The 16,901-nt window shown below is 64.3% G+C and carries 14 protein-coding genes and 1 tRNA gene; 11 read left to right on the top strand and 4 right to left on the bottom strand.

Annotated elements, in window-relative coordinates:
* Nucleotides 1–56: 56 nt before the first annotated feature.
* Genes addA through H6B31_RS10765 form a run of 3 tightly spaced genes read right to left on the bottom strand, consistent with a single transcriptional unit; the run spans nt 57 to nt 6,199 of the window.
* Nucleotides 57–3,671: a helicase-exonuclease AddAB subunit AddA gene (gene addA / locus H6B31_RS10775; protein WP_204898514.1), complete on the bottom strand. Its 3,615-nt coding sequence runs from the start codon at nt 3,669–3,671 to the stop codon at nt 57–59.
* 21 nt (nt 3,672–3,692) lie between these two features.
* Nucleotides 3,693–3,857: a hypothetical protein gene (locus H6B31_RS10770; protein ID WP_204898513.1), complete on the bottom strand. Its 165-nt coding sequence runs from the start codon at nt 3,855–3,857 to the stop codon at nt 3,693–3,695.
* A 41-nt stretch (nt 3,858–3,898) separates the two neighbouring features.
* Nucleotides 3,899–6,199, bottom strand: a complete 2,301-nt coding sequence (locus H6B31_RS10765; RefSeq protein WP_204898512.1) for a DNA internalization-related competence protein ComEC/Rec2 — start codon at nt 6,197–6,199, stop codon at nt 3,899–3,901.
* Between the two features lie 195 nt (nt 6,200–6,394).
* Between H6B31_RS10765 and H6B31_RS10760 the strand changes: the two genes are divergently transcribed.
* The 8 genes from H6B31_RS10760 (at nt 6,395) to H6B31_RS10725 (ending at nt 13,113) form a co-directional block, all read left to right on the top strand.
* Nucleotides 6,395–7,666 carry a putative DNA modification/repair radical SAM protein gene (locus H6B31_RS10760; RefSeq protein ID WP_204898511.1) on the top strand — a complete coding sequence of 424 codons (1,272 nt, stop codon included), beginning with the start codon at nt 6,395–6,397 and terminating at the stop codon, nt 7,664–7,666.
* 82 nt (nt 7,667–7,748) lie between these two features.
* Nucleotides 7,749–8,417, top strand: coding sequence for a nitroreductase family protein (locus tag H6B31_RS10755; protein WP_204898510.1), 669 nt, complete (start codon nt 7,749–7,751; stop codon nt 8,415–8,417).
* 34 nt (nt 8,418–8,451) lie between these two features.
* A complete protein-coding gene (locus H6B31_RS10750; RefSeq protein ID WP_204898509.1) occupies nt 8,452–8,982 on the top strand; it encodes a dihydrofolate reductase family protein in 531 nt (176 codons plus the stop codon).
* Nucleotides 8,983–8,998: 16 nt separating this feature from the next.
* Complete coding sequence (locus H6B31_RS10745; RefSeq protein WP_204898508.1) at nt 8,999–9,781, top strand: TIGR03915 family putative DNA repair protein; 783 nt, start codon at nt 8,999–9,001, stop codon at nt 9,779–9,781.
* 115 nt (nt 9,782–9,896) lie between these two features.
* Nucleotides 9,897–10,397: an RNA polymerase sigma factor gene (locus H6B31_RS10740; protein WP_346014069.1), complete on the top strand. Its 501-nt coding sequence runs from the start codon at nt 9,897–9,899 to the stop codon at nt 10,395–10,397.
* Nucleotides 10,398–10,491: 94 nt separating this feature from the next.
* On the top strand, nt 10,492–11,445 hold the full coding sequence (locus H6B31_RS10735; RefSeq protein ID WP_204898507.1) for a hypothetical protein: 954 nt from the start codon (nt 10,492–10,494) through the stop codon (nt 11,443–11,445).
* Nucleotides 11,446–11,570: 125 nt separating this feature from the next.
* Nucleotides 11,571–12,065, top strand: coding sequence for an RNA polymerase sigma factor (locus tag H6B31_RS10730; RefSeq protein ID WP_204898506.1), 495 nt, complete (start codon nt 11,571–11,573; stop codon nt 12,063–12,065).
* Complete coding sequence (locus H6B31_RS10725; RefSeq protein WP_204898505.1) at nt 12,052–13,113, top strand: hypothetical protein; 1,062 nt, start codon at nt 12,052–12,054, stop codon at nt 13,111–13,113. Before H6B31_RS10730 ends, H6B31_RS10725 begins: the two co-directional genes overlap by 14 nt.
* 84 nt (nt 13,114–13,197) lie before the next feature.
* Here the strand turns inward: H6B31_RS10725 and H6B31_RS10720 are convergent.
* Nucleotides 13,198–13,289 (bottom strand) — tRNA-Ser (locus tag H6B31_RS10720).
* A 400-nt stretch (nt 13,290–13,689) separates the two neighbouring features.
* On the opposite strand from H6B31_RS10720, the gene H6B31_RS10715 reads away from it, so the two are divergent.
* From H6B31_RS10715 to H6B31_RS10705, 3 genes are all read left to right on the top strand, one after another.
* Nucleotides 13,690–14,784, top strand: a complete 1,095-nt coding sequence (locus H6B31_RS10715; RefSeq protein ID WP_204898504.1) for a putative NPN-dependent ornithine cyclodeaminase — start codon at nt 13,690–13,692, stop codon at nt 14,782–14,784.
* 247 nt (nt 14,785–15,031) lie between these two features.
* Entirely contained in the window at nt 15,032–16,021 is a 990-nt protein-coding gene (locus H6B31_RS10710) for a TAXI family TRAP transporter solute-binding subunit (protein WP_243418993.1), read from the top strand.
* Between the two features lie 118 nt (nt 16,022–16,139).
* Nucleotides 16,140–16,514 (top strand): desulfoferrodoxin family protein, encoded by a 375-nt coding sequence (locus H6B31_RS10705; protein ID WP_430691896.1) that lies wholly within the window; start codon nt 16,140–16,142, stop codon nt 16,512–16,514.
* Nucleotides 16,515–16,901 lie beyond the last annotated feature (387 nt).

Here is a 16,901-nt window from a genome sequence, read left to right as displayed (position 1 = left end):
CCCCCTCAGAGGCAGGGCCGGCGGTCGGTTCCGCCGGCCCTGCTCGTCTTGTTTCATCACAGCTCCCACGGCTGTCCCGTGGCAAAAAACCACAGCACCCGCCTGAAAACCTTCCGCCCGGTGACCCGCTCCAGGGCCCGGCTGTAGGCCTCCAGCTGGGGGCGATACTCCTCCGCCCGGGCCCCCTCTCCGCCGGGGCGGATGCGGTCGCTCTTGAAGTCCAGGACAGTGAGCCCGTCCCCCTCCGCAAACCAGCAGTCGATGACCCCCTGGAGGAGCACCTCCTCCCCCTCCAGCCCGGGGCCGTAGTCCGAGGCGGGGACCAGGAGGGAAAACTTGAACTCCCGATGGATCTCGGGAGAGGCCAGCAGCCGCTTTCCCAAATCGGAGGCGAAGAAGGCCGCCGGCACCGCCGGGTCCACCGCCTCCCGCTGGAGGTGGGTGAGGAAGCCCCCCGCCGCCAGACGGTCCAACTCCGCCCCAATGGCCTCCGGGCTGTGATCCCCCTCCAAGGGCAGGTACTGCATGGCCAGATGGAGGGCGGTCCCCCGCTCTGTGGGGGTGAGCCCCTTTTCCCGGGCAATAAAGTCCGGCCGCTGGATGGGCTCCGGGCGGCGCTCCCGAGACTTGGGGGTCTCCTCCGCCGCCTCCTGGTCCAGCACCCGCCCCTTCAGCTGGGTGGCGGTGAGCTTGGAGGGCATCTCGGACGCCGTCCCATAGGGATAGCGCCAGGTGAGGGCCTCCATCAGTTCCCCGGCCTCCTCGTCCTGCTCCGCCGCGGGCAGATCGGCAAAGCGGCCCTCGGGCCCGGAGGCCGCCTGGAGCCCCGCCCCCTCCACCCAGCGGATGTCCCAGGGGGGGCCCAGATGTTCCGCAATGCGCTCCGGGGCGCCGCACATAGCCCGCAGCCCCTCCGCCTCCGGCCGGGTGAGGGCGTGGAGGAGAATCCATGCCCCCACGCTCTGCTGCCGCTCCAGGGCCGCCGGGGACACCGGGGCGTCCGCCTCCCCCGCCAGCCGCTCCAGGGCCTTGAGCCCCTCGGTGAGGGCGATGGACAAAATCAGCTTCTCCTGGGCCCGGGTCATAGCCACGTACAGCAGGCGCAGCTCCTCGGCCATCATCTCCCGCTCCAGCTGTCGGGCCACCGCCCGCCGGGCCAGGGTGGGGTACTCCACCATCCGCTCCCGGTCCAGCCCCTTGGGGCCCACCCCCAGCTGGGCGTGGAACAGCACCGGGCGCATAAGGTCGTCCCGGTTGAAGCGGCGGGACAGGCCGCACACCAGCACCACCGGGCACTCCAGCCCCTTGGAGCGGTGGATGGACAGGATGGACACCCCCTCCCCCTCCTGGGCGGAGGAGGCGGTGGAGAACTTCCCGCCCGCTGAGCGGATGCGCTCCAGGCGCAGGAGGAACTGGAACAGGGAGCGGCAGCCGCTGTCCTCCAGCTCCCCGGCCAGGGCGTACAGGGAGAGCAGGTTGTCCTGCCGCTCCTGTCCCCCGGGCATGGCCCCGAACAGGCCCAGCAGGTTGGTCTTTTCGTAGATGTGCCAGATGAGCTGGCGGCAGGTCATGTCCCCCGCCCCGAAGCGCAGCTCCTCCAGCTCCTCCAAAAAGTCCCGGCACTCCACGTCCCCTTCCTGGGCGGCGTGGACCACGGCGGAGTAGAAGTCCCCGCTTTTGCTCCCCGCCCGGAGCAGGGCCAGCTTGTCCCCGTCAAAGCCGTACACCGGGGAGCGCAGGGCGGCGATGAGGGGCACGTCCTGGCGGGGGTTGTCCACAATCTGCAGCAGGGCCAGGGCCACGTTCACCTCGGTGGTCTCAAAGAAGTCCCCGCCGCTGTCCGCCTTCCAGGGGACCCCCGCCTGGGACAGCTCCCGCAGGTAGTGGTGCATGACCACCCCGGGGCTGCGCAGGAGGATCATCACGTCGGAGGGGCGCAGGGGCCGCTCCCCGTCCCCCTCCTTCACCATCAGGGGCTGATCCAGCAGCGCCCGGATGCGCCGGGCGGCCCACCGGGCCTCCAGGCGGTTCTTGTCCTCCCGCTCCCCCTCCTCCTGGTCCCCCAGGAAGGACAGGTCCAGCAGGTCCAGCTCCAGCTCTTTGTTTTCACTCTCCGGGAATTTGCCCTGGGGAACCAGGGCCTGGTCGTCGGTGTAGTCCAGCTCCCCGAACTCAGTAGACATAATGTTCCGGAACAGGTCGTTGCACCCCTCCAGCACCTGCCTCCGGGAGCGGAAGTTCCGGGAGAGCACCCGCCGCCGGGGCTCCCCCTCCGCCGCCCCGTCCCCGTCCGGGAAGCTGCGGTACTTTTTTAGAAAGATGGTGGGGTCGGCCAGCCGGAAGCGGTAGATGGACTGTTTCACGTCCCCCACCTGAAAGAGCTTTCTTCCCCCGTCGGACACGGCGGAAAAGATGGCGTTCTGCACCTGATTGGTGTCCTGGTACTCGTCCACCATCACCTCGGCGTAGCGGGCGCTCCAGGTCCGGGCCAGCTGGGTGGGCTCCCCCGTCTCCGGGTTGGTGAGCAGGCGGACGGCGAAATGCTCCAAATCGGAGAAGTCCAGCAGGCCCCGCCGGGCTTTCTCCGCCTGATAGGCCCCCTGGAAGGTCCCCACCAGGTCCATGAGCCCCTGGACCGCCGGGCGGCTCTCCCCCAGGGCGGCAAGCTGCTCCCCGCTGTCCCCGTCGAACCAGTCGGACAGCTTCCCGAACCGCTCCTTCACAGAGTCCCGCAGGTCCTTCACCCGCTGAGCGGCCTCCAGGGCCCGGGCCTCCTCCATGGGGCTGAGTTCCACGGTCCGCTTCCGCTTCCGGCCCACCGCCGGGAAGGGGATGGGCAGGCAGGCGAACGCCCGGTCCCAGCTGCCCCCCTCGGCGGCGGCGCAGAAGGCCTCCACCCCCTCCAGGGTAGTCTGGAGAGATGGGGCGTAGTTCCCCTCCAGCAGCTCGTCGGCGGCCGTCAGGGCCAGGGCCTCCTCCAGCCGCTTGGCGCAGTCCCGCCCCTGCCGGGCGGCGTCGGTGAGGAGCAGGCGGCCCCAGGCGGTCTCCCCCGCGTCGGTCACCCCGGACAGCTCCCAGGCCTCCCGCTGCTCCCTCAGCCAGCGCTCCGGTTGTGGGTGGCTCTGGATGCGGCCGAACACGTCCAGCACGATCTGGGCCAGGCGGCTGTCGTCCCGCCCGGCGGACAGGGTGTCCACCAGAACGGCAAAGGGGCTGTCCGGCTGGATGCCCTCGTACTGCTCCTCCAGCACGTCCTCCAGCACCTGGGCCATGAGCACCTGGGCCTCCCCCTCGTCGCACAGCCGGAAGTCCGGGTCCAGGTCCAGCCGGTGGCCCTCCTCCCGCAGGAGGGCGGAGCAGAAGGAGTGGATGGTGGAGATCTGGGCCCGGTACACCAGGGTGGACTGACGCCGCAGGTGCCGGTCCCCGGGGTCCTCCGCCAGGCGGGAGGACAGCTCCTGGGCGATGCGGGTGCGCAGTTCGGCGGCGGCGGCCTTGGTGTAGGTGATGACCAGGAAGCGGTCCAGGTCCAGCCCCTCCCGGGTCACCCGGTCCAGCAGCCGCTCCACCAGCACCCGGGTCTTGCCCGACCCGGCGGCGGCGGACACCAGCAGCTCCCCGCCCCGGTCGTCTACGATCTTCTTTTGTTCGTCGGTCAAGGGAAAGGCCATGGGGGTTCCTCCTGTCAGGTATCAATCGGTTTGGGCCTTGTTTGAAAATTGGAGATGTGCCCAACGGCGAGGGATTTTTTCGCCAGACAAGGCGATTTGACGCAGCAATACTTTGTGTATTGCAAGGAAAATCAACGCAGTATGGCGGAAAAAGACCCGGCGTTTGGGCATGTTGACATTTTTCAAACAAGGCCTAGGCGGGCGGATGATATCCGCCCCTACGCAGCTCAGGTTTCGTTGACCTGGACGGTGATCGTTCCCGACACATCCGTGCGGTAGATCTCCGCCCCGGCGGTGGCGATGCGCTCCAGTGTCTCCTGGGCCGGGTGGCCGTAGCGGTTGTCCGCCCCCACGGAGATGAGGGCGTACTCCGGCCGGGTCTGGTCCAGCAGGGCCTGGGAGGTGGAATATTGGGACCCGTGGTGGCCCACCGCCAGCACCTCCAGATCGGGCAGCTGGGTGTGGCGGAACAGCAGCTCCTCCACGTCGGAGCCCATGTCGCCGGTGACCAGCACGTCAAACTCCCCCTGGGAGGCCAGGACGATGAGGCCCTCCTCGTTGGTCTCCCCGCTGCCCAGGGGAGCGATGAGGCGGATGGTCCGCCCCTCCCCCAGGTCCAGGGTGGTGTCACTTTGGATATACAGTATCTCCGTGCCCCGCTCCTGGGCCAGGGAGACGATCTCCTGCCGGAGGGCGCTGTCCGGCTCCACGTCGGGGATGGCCAGAGTGTCCACGTCTATCCGCCGCAGGAGCTGGGCCACCCCGTTGGCGTGGTCGTCGTGGAAGTGGGTGAGCGCCAGCAGGTCCAGCCGCCCCACGCCCCGGTCGGTCAGGTAGTCGGCGGCCGTGTCCCCGGCACTGTCATAGCCGTCCCCGCCGCAGTCCACCAGGGTCAGGAAGCGGCCGGAGCGCACCAGAATGCTCTGCCCCTGGCCCACGTCCAGGGCGGTGACCGCCCCGGCCCCCTGCCAGAAACTCAGATTGCTCAGCACCATGGCCAGGCACAGGGAGGACACTCCGGCGCAGATGGGGGTGATCCACCGCCGCTTCCCCCGCTGTAGGAGGACAAACAGGATCAGCAGATAGACGAAGACCAGCCATATCCGATAGTAGGGCGTGTCCAGGGTGATGGCGGAGAAGGGGGCCCGGGACAGGCCCTCGATGCTCCAGGTCAGGTACCGCCCCAGCAGAGAGACCGGCCGGGCCAGCAGGGCGGCCGCCTGGGGCAGGAGGACTCCCGCTCCGCCCAGGATCAGCCCCGCTCCGAACAGTCCGCTCACCGCCCACAGGGTGAGCAGGTTGGACAGCAGAGAGATCAGGGGCACCGAGTTGAAGTACAGGGCGGTGAGGGGGGTGGTGAGCACGCTGGCCCCCACGGTGGCGGCCAGGGTGGAGACCAGGAAGCGCAGGACGCTCCGGGCGCACCAGCCGGCGCTCCCCCGCTTGGCTTCTGCAAAGGGGACGCGGGCCATCAGCACCTCCTGGATGCGGCCGGCGCACAGAAGGATGCCCGCCACCGCCGCGAAGGACAGCTGGAGCCCCACATGGGTGATGGAGAAGGGGTTTGCCAGCAGAATGAGCAGCAGGGCCGTCCCCAGGGCGGTAGCGCTGTCCCGCTCCCGGCGGAGCAGCGGGGCAATCTGGAGCAGGATGATCATAATGGCCGCCCGGACGATGGACGGGCTGCACCCGGTCATCATGGTAAACAGGATGGACACGGGGATGAGCACCAGGGCGGTCCCTCTCCGGCTGCCGCCCAGCAGGAGGGACAGCAGTCCCGCCAGAAGCACCAGATGGGAGCCGGACACCGCCACCGTGTGGGTGAGGCCGGTGCGCTGGAGGTCGGTGTTGAAGGAGTCGGACAGGTCCGTCCGGTTTCCCGTGACCAGGGCCTTGGCCAGGGGCGCCACATTCTGGGGAAAGATGCGCTCCACGCTCTCCTCCAGGGCCCGGGTCCAGTAGGCCGGCCAGTCCCGGAGGGGTAGGGATTCCGGCTGCTCCACATCCAGGCGGCCGTAGGCCCGGGCGGTGAGGAAAATTCCCTGGGCGGTGTAATAGGTGATCTCCTCCCCGGAAGCGGAGCGGTCCGCCCGGGAGCAGTGGGCCACCGTCTCGATTTTGTCCCCGGGGCGCAGGTCCGCCCCCTGCTCATCCAGATACAGCAGGGTCCGGATGTCCGGGCCGGATTCGGGCTCCAGCCGGACTTGGACTGACCAGCCGTAGTCGGTCTCCTGGGGCCACTGGGCCACGGTGCCCTGGAGGCGGATGGTGATGTCGTCCAGGGCCAAGGCGGGCCGCCAGAACAGGGCGGAATACCCGGCGGTCCAGAGAAACCCCAGGGCTAACCCGGCCGCCGCCCAGCGCACCGCCTTTCGGACCCGTTTCTGTCGTTCCACGGGGAGAAACGTAAGGGCGGCCAGTACAGCCGAGGCGATTCCCAGAGGGATCAGCACCCCCTCCAGGGGCAGGTACCCGGCGCACAGGGCGGCCAGGGCAAAGGCAAAGGAGAAGATAGCCAGCCGGCGCATGGAATCTCCTCCTCTCCCTAAAATATAAGACGGTCTCATTATAGCGGATTTGGCCCAAAAGAACAAGTAGCCCCGCAGTCCCCCAGCCCTCCGGCGGGCAGCTGGGACGGAAAAATTTTCTCCTTGACATTTCCCCTCCGCGCTCTATAATAATAGTACATTTGTTCTATTTTGATTTAAGGAGGAGGGACAGGCGTGGAGCTCATGGACAAGCTGGAGATTCTGGCCGACGCGGCCAAGTACGACGCGGCGTGCACCTCCAGCGGCCTGGACCAGGCCGGGCGGCCGGGGACCATCGGGAGCACCACCCTGGCCGGGTGCTGCCACTCCTTCTCCGCGGACGGGCGGTGTATCTCCCTTTTAAAGGTGCTCATGACCAACGTGTGCGCCTACGACTGCCAATACTGCGTCAACCGCCGGTCCAACGACCTGCCCCGGGCCGCCTTCACCCCCAGGGAGCTGTGCGAGCTCACCATGGGCTTCTACCGGCGCAACTACATCGAGGGGCTGTTTCTCTCCTCCGCCGTGCTGGTCAGCCCCGACTACACCACCGAGCGGATGATCGAGGCCCTGCGCCTCCTCCGGGAGGAGTACCGCTTCGGCGGCTACATCCACGCCAAGGCCATCCCCGGGGCGGACCCCCGGCTTACCTACCGCTTAGGGTTGCTGGCCGACCGGATGAGCGTTAACATCGAGCTGCCCAGTGCGGGCAGTCTGGCCCTGCTGGCCCCGGACAAGAGGAAGGAGAACATCCTCACCCCCATGGGGCAGATCCGGGACGGCATCTCCCTGGCCAGCCGGGAGCGGAAGCTGTGCCGCCACGCCCCCCGGTTCGCCCCGGCGGGCCAGTCCACCCAGATGATTGTGGGGGCCACCCCGGAGAGCGACCGGCAGATTTTGACCCTCACCCAGGGGCTCTATGACAAATACCACTTAAAGCGGGTGTTCTACTCCGCCTACATGCCCGTGTCCAACAGCCCCCTCCTCCCGGCCCCCCAGAATTTCCAGCCGCCCCTTCTCCGGGAGCACCGGCTGTACCAGGCGGACTGGCTGCTGCGGTTCTACCACTTTCGGGCGGAGGAGCTTCTGGATGAGGAGGCCCCCAACCTGGACCCCCGCCTGGACCCCAAGTGCACCTGGGCCCTGCGCCACCTGGAGTTCTTCCCGGTGGAGGTCAACCGGGCGGACTACGAGGCCCTCCTCCGGGTGCCGGGGGTGGGGGTGCGGTCGGCCCGGCGCATCCTGGCCGCCCGGCGGGTGGGCCCCCTCACCTTTGAGGGGCTCAAGCGGCTGGGGGTGGTCTTGAAGCGGGCCCAGTACTTCCTCACCTGTTCCGGACGGCCCCTGACGGGGCTGCGGGTGCGGGAGGACGGCCTGCTGCGGCACCTGGCGGCCCTGGACGCCCCCAGGGAGCCGGTGATGGAACAGCTCTCTCTGTTTGACGGGCCGGGAGGCGGCGTCCCGTAACCCCCCGCTTTTCACGGCCGTCCGCCTGTGGTATACTGCAAGCAAAGCAAAACGCCGTCTGCGAGACAGAGGAGAGGAACACATGGAACTTTTGGAGGCAATGGAACGGCGCCACTCGGTGCGCAGCTATGAGGACCGGCCTCTGGAGCCGGAGGTCCGGGCGGAGCTGACCGACTTTCTCGCCCAGTGCAGCCGGGAGAGCGGCCTGCACATGCAGCTGGTCCTGGACGAGCCGGAGGCGTTCGGGGGCCTCATGGCCCACTACGGGAAATTTTCCGTGGTGAAGAACTACATCGCCCTGGTGGGCAAAAAGTCGGCCCAGCTGGATGAGCTCTGCGGCTATTTTGGGGAGAAAGTGGTCTTGAAGGCCCAGCAGATGGGGCTGAACACCTGCTGGGTGGCCCTCACCTATAAAAAGGTGAAGTCCGCCTTCCAGGTGGGCCCCGGGGAGAAGCTGGGACTGGTCATCGCCATCGGCTACGGGAAGGAACAGGGGGTTCCCCACACCTCCAAGGCCCCGGAGGCGGTCATGGAGACGGAGGGCCCTGCCCCCGACTGGTTCCGGAGGGGGGTGGAGGCCGCCCTGCTGGCCCCCACCGCCATGAACCAGCAGAAATTCAAGTTCACCCTCCGGGGGGATACCGTGTCCGCCAAGGCCGGGATGGGCTTTTACACCAAGGTGGACCTGGGCATCGTCAAGTACCACTTTGAACTGGGGGCGGGTAGAGACCGCTTCCGCTGGGCAGAATAAGGCCGAAACACTTCAGAACAGCGCGGAGGTTGACATGAGAGAGGTCATCTTATACATTGCCATGAGCCTGGACGGGTATATCGCCGATGCACAGGGCGGCGTGGACTGGCTGGGCGGCCACGGGGAGCCGGAGGAGGGGATGGAGTCCTACTCCCGTCTGCTCCAGCGGATCGACACGGTGGTCATGGGCTGGAACACCTACCACCAGGTGACCACGGAACTCTCCCCGGAGCGGTGGGTCTATGAGGGGCTGCACACCTATGTGATCACCCACCGCCCCCTCCCCGCCGCGCCGGGCATCACCTTCACGGCGGAGGAGCCCTGTGCCCTCATCCGGCGGCTGCGCCGGGAGGAAGGGAAGTCGGTGTGGATCTGCGGCGGTGGGAGCGTCGTCCAGCCCCTGATTCGGGAGGACCTGATCGACGAGTACCACCTCTCCCTCATCCCCACCATCCTGGGGTCCGGCATCCGGCTGTTTGGGGAGCTGGCGGACCAGCGGAAGCTGCGGCTGGTGCAGGTCCAGTCCACCGGCGGTATCGCCGAGCTGATCTACCGTCGGCGGTAAGAGAGGAGGCGGTCTCATGTCCTGGACCCAGGTCTCTTACCTCTACGACGGCACCTACGCCGGATTTCTCACCTGCGTCTTTGACAGCTTCCGGCACCGGGAGGAGCCGGCGGATTTCACCCCATTTGACCAGGCGGCCGCCTCCTTCTACCCCCAGCGGGCGGTGGAGACCCACCGGGAGAAGGCCCGGCGGGTGTACCGCTCCCTGGACCAGTTCGGCCGGGAGGGGAAGCGGTGGGCGGTGCGGGGCTTTCTCACCTGCCTGGAGGAGCGGGAGCTGTGGCTGTGGCGGTTCTACCAGCTGGGTTTTCAGGAAAAGAGCGCGGTGAGCCGGGATCTCACCCACCCGGTGGTGGACACGGTGCGGAAGGCGGTGCGCCACCTGGAGGAGGAGGCACACCTGCTCACCGGCTTTGTCCGCTTCTCGGAGCTGGATGGGGTGCTGGTAGGGGAGATCTCCCCCAAAAACCGGGTGCTCCCCCTGCTGCGCCCCCACTTCTGCGGGCGCTACCCCCAGGAGCAGTTTCTGCTTTACGACAAGACCCACCGGGAGGCCCTCATTCATGTGCCGGGCCGGTGGTCCATCCTCCCTATGGAGGAGTTTCAGATGGGCCGGGCCGGGACAGAGGAGCTCCAGTACCGGCGCATGTGGCGAAAATTCTACGACACCATCGCCATTGAGGGGCGGGAGAATCCCCGGTGCCGCATGACCCACATGCCCAAGCGGTACTGGGACAACATGACGGAGTTTCAGAGGGAGGAGCCGGAGACAGGTCCCAGAGCGGTCCCCGCCCCCTGAGTTCCTCTGTTCCCCGTTCTTTCTATTCCACACATACGAAATTTTACCCCCGCTGTCACAACAGCGGGGGTAAAATTGTGTCATAGACAGAAGGACAAGAGAGGAGGCGAACACCGTGGAACCCATCCGCACCCGGGAGGAGCTGGAGGCGCTGTACGACCGGCACGTGAACATGGTCTATCAGATCTGTCTCATGCTGCTGAAAAACGTGCCAGACGCGGAGGACGCAACTCAGACGGTCTTTCGCAAGGTGATGGAGTATCAGAAACCCTTTCGTGATCCGGAGCACGAGAAGGCCTGGCTCATCGTCACCGCCCGGAACGAGTGTAAAAACCAGCTGCGGCATTGGTGGAACACCCGCCGGGAGAGCCCCGAGGCCCTGGAGAAGCTGACCTATGACCCGCCCGACAGCGAGGGCGGGGAGCTGAAGCGGCTCATCTGGGAGCTGCCCGAGAAGTACCGGCTGGCCCTGTATCTCCACTACTACCAGGGGTATTCCACCCAGGAGATTGGAGAACTGATGGGCCAGGAGCCGGCCACCGTCCGGGTCTGGCTGTCCCGGGGCCGGAAGAAACTGAAATTGCGATTGGAGGCGGAAGAGTATGGAGCTCCGTGAACTGAACCGTGCCTTTGACCAGTTTTCCCCCACCCAGGAACAGAAGGAGGCTATACGAGCGCGCCTCCTGCATGCAGAAAGGAAGAGACGACCTATGAAGCGGATGAAAAAAACCATCGCGGTGCTGGTTGCGGCCGCCCTGCTGCTAATGACCTGCGCTTTCGCGGTGATATCCGGGGTGGACCAGGCTCTGCTGCGCTACTTGGGGGTGGAAGCAGAGGAAGCGCCCCTCCTGTCCCCCATGGCGGTCCCACTGGACATTGTGGTGGAGGACAGCGGCTGCACCCTGGAGGTGAAGCAGGTCCTGGCGGACCAATATGCTGCCTTGATTTTGGTCGAGTTCACCGCCCCGGAGGGGACTGTGTTGAACGGAGAACAGTATGAGTTCGGCACTGTCCGGGTCGACGGCTCTACCTCGGAGAGGGAGATTACCGCACCAGATGGCGAAAGAGTTAAGGGAGGAAGTATTTTCTGGAAAACACTAGAAGATAGCGACCCAGCGGATAACCATGTCACCCTGCTCTATGAAATCCAACCTATGGCGGGGGAACCCAGCCTTCTAGGGTGCACGGTGGACCTGACCCTGACCAGGTTCTACCAATCGGAAAGCGGGGTCCTGGCTCCGCCCCTGTTCACTGGGAACTGGTCCTTTTCCCTGACCATTCCGGATGAGGACCCTGGGAGATACCTGCCGCTCCAGCAGCCCTTTGACGTGGAGGGCCGCCGTGTCCAGCTCTCGGCCATCTACGTCTCACCGCTCTCCCTGACGGTGGAGATGCAGGAGTCACAGGACCGGGTGGCGGATATTTTCGAGTACGTCGTGGACAACTGGGAGGGGAATATCTCTCTGACAACAGTGGGAGGCGAAACCGTCCAAATTACAGACACCGGGCCAATGTTCAGCAACCGAGAAGGCGAACAGACCGGTTTGGAGTGGGGCTGGGACAAGGACCAAGGACGCTTCCGCTTCTTGCCGGAGCGCATCATCGACCCGGCTGAAATCGCCTCTGTCACCTTCTTTGGCACGACCATTCCCCTCGCCCCTTAGCCATATTGAAAAAACTGGGAGCGCCAAGGCGCTCCCAGTTTTTTTAAAAAATTATGTCCATAGCTCAACATTTCGGTGTGGAAAATTGTATGATAAATAGAGAGAGCAGAAGGGAGGCGTTTTGGATGGACCCAGCGCGCAGCCGGGAGGAAGTGGCCAGCCTCTACCGGAGACACGTGGCCATGGTCTATCAGATCTGTCTGGTGCTGTTAAAAAACGTGCCCGACGCGGAGGACGCATCCCAGAATGTCTTTCGCAAGGTGATGGAGTATCAAAAACCCTTTCAGAGTCCGGACCACGAGAGGGCCTGGCTCATCACCGCCGCCCGGAACGAGTGTAAAAATCAGCTCAAGCACTGGTGGCGCACCCGACGGGCGGACGAATCCGTGTTAAACACCCTGACCTGGGAACAGCCGGAGGACGGGGCGCTGTGGGAGCTGATTTTGTCCCTGCCGGAGAAATACCGGCTGGTGCTCTATCTCCACTACTACCAGGGCTATACCGCCCAGGAGACGGCGGAGATCTTGGGGAAAAACCCCTCCACCGTCCGCACCTGGCTGGTCCAGGCCCGGAAGAAGCTGAAAGAACGATGGGAGGCGGAACACAGTGGAAGATCGTGACATTTACCGGGTGTTTGAGCAGGTCAAACCCACCCGGTCTCAGGAGGAGGCCATGCTGGAGCGCCTCTTTTCGGAGGAAAGGAAGAGACGTCCTATGAAGCTGATGAAAAAAACTATTGCAGTGCTGGCGGCCGCCGCCCTGCTGCTGACCACCTGCGCCTTTGCGGCGGTGACCGGACTGGACCAGCGCCTGCTGAACTACCTGGGCGTCAGCGCCCAAGAGGAGCCCCTGCTGTCCCCCATGGCGGTACCCCTGGACATCGTGGTGGAGGACAGCGGCTGTACTCTGGAGGTGAAGCAGGTCCTGGCCGACCGGTATGCCGCCCTGATTCTCATGGAGTTCACCGCCCCGGAGGGGACGGTGCTGGACGGGGACGTATACAGCCTGTGTTCCTATCAGGACATCCTCAACACACCCTTCCCGGAAATTCTGAACTCCAACGAGCAGAACTGCGGCTGGAGCTATGGCTGGACGGTGCTGGAGGACGGGAATCCGGCCGACAACCAGATTGCTCTGATCTATACCCTAGAGGCTACAGAGGGAGAACCGGACTTGCTGGGCAGCACTCTGCGTTTTACCTTCGATGAACTCACCCAAGGTGTGCCCGCACAGTCGTCTGTGATACTGCGCGGAAACTGGAGCTGCAGCTTCACACTTCCCGAGGAGGACTGCGGACAGGTCTACTCGCTCCACCAGCCCATAACGGTCCAGGGCTGTGACCTCACTTGTACCTCGTTGTATGTCTCCCCACTCTCCCTGGTGATCGGATTGACCGAGGGAGAAGCCTTGGTTTCCGACGTATTTGACGCCCTGGCCGACGGCTGGGCAAACAACATCTCCCTCACCACTGCGGACGGGGACATCGTCGGAATCAAGGAAGGGCGGAGCATGAGCACCCTGTTTGAGCATTACAATACGCCCCAGCAGCAGGAGGGCGGCCGCTTCTGCTACCGGCCGGAGCAGATCCTCGACCCGGCGGAAATTGCCTCTATCACCATCTTTGGGCAGACCTTCCCCCTGGACGGGCTGGTTCCGGTGGAATCATAGGAACAAGGGCGGCGGCAGCCGCCCTTGTTTTTCCCGCACAACAGAAAAACAAAAGGCAACTGCTTTCGCAGTTGCCTTTTGTTTTGGCGGAGAGAGAGGGATTCGAACCCTCGAACGGGTATTAGCCGTTACACGATTTCCAATCGTGCGCCTTCGACCAGCTCAGCCATCTCTCCAAACGGCTGCTGTCCCTGGTCACTCGTGACAGCGAAGATCATTATACCAGATTTTTTCCCGCCGTCAAGCTTTTTTTGAAAAAATTTCGATTTTTTTGCCGGCCGGAGGATGGGCCCCTCCCCGGAGGGGACTCTGCCGTCCCCTTTTGTCAAATCGCCCGGAAAAGAGGGCTCCTTTTCCCGCTGATTTTCCACGGGGAAAATTGACTTTTGTAAAAAAGGCGTATATAATAAAAAAAGTTTTCAATCCACTATGTTTCAAAATCAATTTTCAATGTTTGGACGGATTTCATCCAAAGGCGCTCCGCGCCCGAAGCAAACCCGAGACAGCAGGATAGGCCGGCGTTTCCGCCCGGCCTTTTCTTTGCCGGTGCGATCCGTCCTGTGGGAGGTCCCAACCATGAGTTTTTCCTTACCCCGCTACCTGGCCCCGGATTTTTCCGCCCTGGGGCTGGATCAGGCCCCGGACGTGAAGCTGGTTCCGGCGGAGCAGGACGGCGTCGTACCCGACGGATACCACGCCACCACCCTGTTCCCGGAATACTACCATCTGGACGGCCGGTGGGTGCTGGCGGAGGACAGCCGCATGGACTGCGTGGCGGTGGCCCGGAGCGGGCGGATTGAGATTGTGGAGTTCCGCAACGTCAAGGCGGGGGACCCGGTGGTGGTGGGCCGCACGGAGGACGGCTCCGAGGGAATTTACATCCACCCCAACTGTTTTGCCGACGAGGCGGGCAATCAGGAGGCCTTCGCCTTCCGCACCGGCCGCAGCCGGGAGACCGCCTACTCCATCGACTATGACGAGCTCTACCAGCTTCTCCGCCACGAGCGGGAGCACGGAAACATCCTGTGGGTGATGGGCCCCGCCTGCGCCTTTGACGCGGACGCCCGGGCCGCCTTTGCCGCCCTGGTGCGGGGCGGCTATGTCCACGGCCTGATGGCGGGCAACGCCCTGGCCACCCACGACCTGGAGGCCAGCTATCTGGGCACCGCCCTGGGCCAGGACATCTACACCCAGAAGCCCCACTTCAACGGCCACTATAACCACATTGACACCATCAACGCGGTGCGGCGGCTGGGCTCCATCCCCGCCTTCGTGGAGTCCGGCGCGGTGACCGACGGCATCATGTATGAGTGCGTCCGCCACCAGATTCCCTTTGCCCTGGTGGGCTCCGTCCGGGACGACGGCCCCCTGCCCGAGGTGTACGGCGACGTATATCAGGGCCAGGACGCCATGCGGGAACTGGTGCGGAAGGCCACCACCATCATCTGCATGGCCTCCACTCTTCACACCGTGGCCACCGGCAACATGACCCCCAGCTACCGGGTGGTGGACGGACAGGTGCGGCCCCTGTATTTCTATTCGGTGGACATCTCCGAGTTCGCGGTGAACAAGCTGCGGGACCGGGGCAGTCTCTCGGTAAAGACCATCGTCACCAACGTGCAGGATTTTATTGTCCACGTGCGGAAGGGCGTCTGCCCGGCGGAGGGATGATTCCCCCCTCGCCCCCTTCATCGTTCTGTGCGCAGATCCCCCAGGAGCTTCAGGGAACCGCTTCCCCGGCTCCTGGGGATTTTCTTTGTTTCCGCCCGAACGCACCGGGAATTTTTTCTTGTGCCCGGGGCGTGAAATATGGTATAGTAATTGTGTGTGTTGTTGAGGAAAACACAGGATGTCTTCTCCCTGGGAACAGTTTCCAAGGGCGGAAGGCTGCTGTCCGCCCCATCAAGGAGGGATCTGTTTGCGTACCGGTCAAATCTGCCGTAAAGCGCTGCTGGCGCTCACGCTTCTGGGCACTCTGGCAGGGTGCGGCGCGCCCTCCGGCTCCAGCAGCTCGGGGGCCAGCGAGGGGGATCTGATTCTCCTCACCATCGGGACTGCGGACAGCGGCGGAACCATGTATCAGGCGGGCAGCGCCCTCGCCCAGGCCATCACCCAGGAGGACCACTCCATCAAGGTCAACATCAGCGCCTCCACCGGCTCGGGCATGAACGTCCGCTCTTTGGAATCGGGGGAGGTGGACCTGGCTCTGGTCTCCGGCGACATGGCCTACGCGGCGGTAAACGGGGAGGATGAGTTTCAGCCTCCCGTAGAGCTGCGGGCCATTGGGGCGGTCTACTCCAGCGTCTCCAACTGGGTGGTCCCCGCCTCCTCCGGCTATACCTATGTCCATGATCTCACCGGAGCCCGCATCGGCGCCGGTCCCCAGGGCTCCACCACAGAGCTGTCCGCCCGGGCGGCGGCGGCTTCCCTCTCCCTGGAGGAACAGGGCATCACCTTTGTCAACTGCAGCCTGGGAGACGGCGCGGAGATGCTGGGCAAAGGGGAACTGGACGCGGTCCACGCCTTCACCGGCATGCCCGTGCCCAGCCTTGTGGCCCTGGCGAAGGAGATGCCCTGCCGGCTTCTGCTCTACACCCCGGAGGAGCTGGAGACCATTTTGGAGAAAAATCCAGTCTATTTCCCCACCCAGATCCCCGCCGGAACCTACCCCGGCCAGGAGGAGACGGTGGACACCTTCGGCGTGAAGTGCCTGCTGTGCGTCAGCAGCTCCATGCCAGAGGATCTGGCCTATCAGCTGACCCAGGCCATCTGGAACGTCTCCGGCCGCATGGGGGACTACTCCCCCGCCATGGACGACATGGCCCAGCCGGACTTTCTCTGTCAGGATCTGCCCATCCCTCTCCACCCCGGCGCGGAGCGCTTTTATCAGGAGGCCGGCGCCCTGTGATCCGCCATTGACTTTTTCCTAGAGAACTGGTATATTATTCCCGGATATATACATATCCTATCTCAGACCAGTCCACCCAAAACAGATGCCAAACACAATACCAACGACAACTGGAGGGATCGCTATGAAATTCTATGTCTGCGAGCATTGCGGAAACATTATCACCTTTGTCAAGTCCAGCGGCGTGCCTGTCATGTGCTGCGGCCAGAAGATGACCGAGATCGTCCCCGGCACCACCGACGCCGCCGTGGAGAAGCATGTCCCCGTGGTGAAGGCCGAGGGCAGCCAGGTCACCGTGACGGTGGGCGCCGTGGAGCACCCCATGCTCCCCGAGCACTTCATCGAATGGATTGTTCTGGAGACCCAGCAGGGCAGCCAGATCAAGCACCTGAAGCCCGGCGAGAAGCCCCAGGCGGTCTTTGCCCTGGCCGAGGGAGACCAGACGGTCGCCGCCTACGCCTACTGCAACCTCCACGGGCTGTGGAAGGCCTGATCCCGTTTTATCAATCGCTGAAATACAACAGAGGGCGGAGCCTCACGGCTCCGCCCTTTTAGGCTGTCGAAAAAGTCCAAAGACTTTTCCGACAGCCTAAAAGAATGCCAATACTTTCCCGCCGCTGCGCGGCGGAAAAGTCCTCGCTGTGCTCGCTGAACGCCTTGCCAAGCAAGGCATTCAGGGCATTCGATCCCACTCGAGGCGGGCTGCCGCCCCCTCGAGCTCCCCCGCCAATACTCGGGCGGATTCGTCTAAACAGAGGTTTTTCGACAAGCTGAGAGGGCGGAGCCGCAAGGCTCCGCCCTCTCAGTCTGTCAAAGAACTCCTGTTTTCAAGAGATGAAAACAGGGATTTTGTAAGAAAAAGGGAAAAGAAAAGTGAAGG

This window comes from Pseudoflavonifractor capillosus (assembly GCF_016899775.1).
In the GTDB taxonomy this organism is placed as follows: Bacteria; Bacillota; Clostridia; order Oscillospirales; family Oscillospiraceae; genus Lawsonibacter.
This window is presented reverse-complemented; position numbering and strand designations above follow the sequence as displayed.

What these genes read in the sequence shown, in the direction of transcription:
- addA (WP_204898514.1), bottom strand. Translation starts at nt 3,671, where the DNA reads ATGGCCTTTCCCTTGACCGACGAACAAAAGAAGATCGTAGACGACCGG.
- H6B31_RS10765 (WP_204898512.1), bottom strand. Translation starts at nt 6,199, where the DNA reads ATGCGCCGGCTGGCTATCTTCTCCTTTGCCTTTGCCCTGGCCGCCCTG.
- H6B31_RS10755 (WP_204898510.1), top strand. Translation starts at nt 7,749, where the DNA reads ATGGAACTTTTGGAGGCAATGGAACGGCGCCACTCGGTGCGCAGCTAT.
- H6B31_RS10750 (WP_204898509.1), top strand. Translation starts at nt 8,452, where the DNA reads ATGAGAGAGGTCATCTTATACATTGCCATGAGCCTGGACGGGTATATC.
- H6B31_RS10745 (WP_204898508.1), top strand. Translation starts at nt 8,999, where the DNA reads ATGTCCTGGACCCAGGTCTCTTACCTCTACGACGGCACCTACGCCGGA.
- H6B31_RS10735 (WP_204898507.1), top strand. Translation starts at nt 10,492, where the DNA reads ATGAAGCGGATGAAAAAAACCATCGCGGTGCTGGTTGCGGCCGCCCTG.
- H6B31_RS10730 (WP_204898506.1), top strand. Translation starts at nt 11,571, where the DNA reads ATGGACCCAGCGCGCAGCCGGGAGGAAGTGGCCAGCCTCTACCGGAGA.
- H6B31_RS10715 (WP_204898504.1), top strand. Translation starts at nt 13,690, where the DNA reads ATGAGTTTTTCCTTACCCCGCTACCTGGCCCCGGATTTTTCCGCCCTG.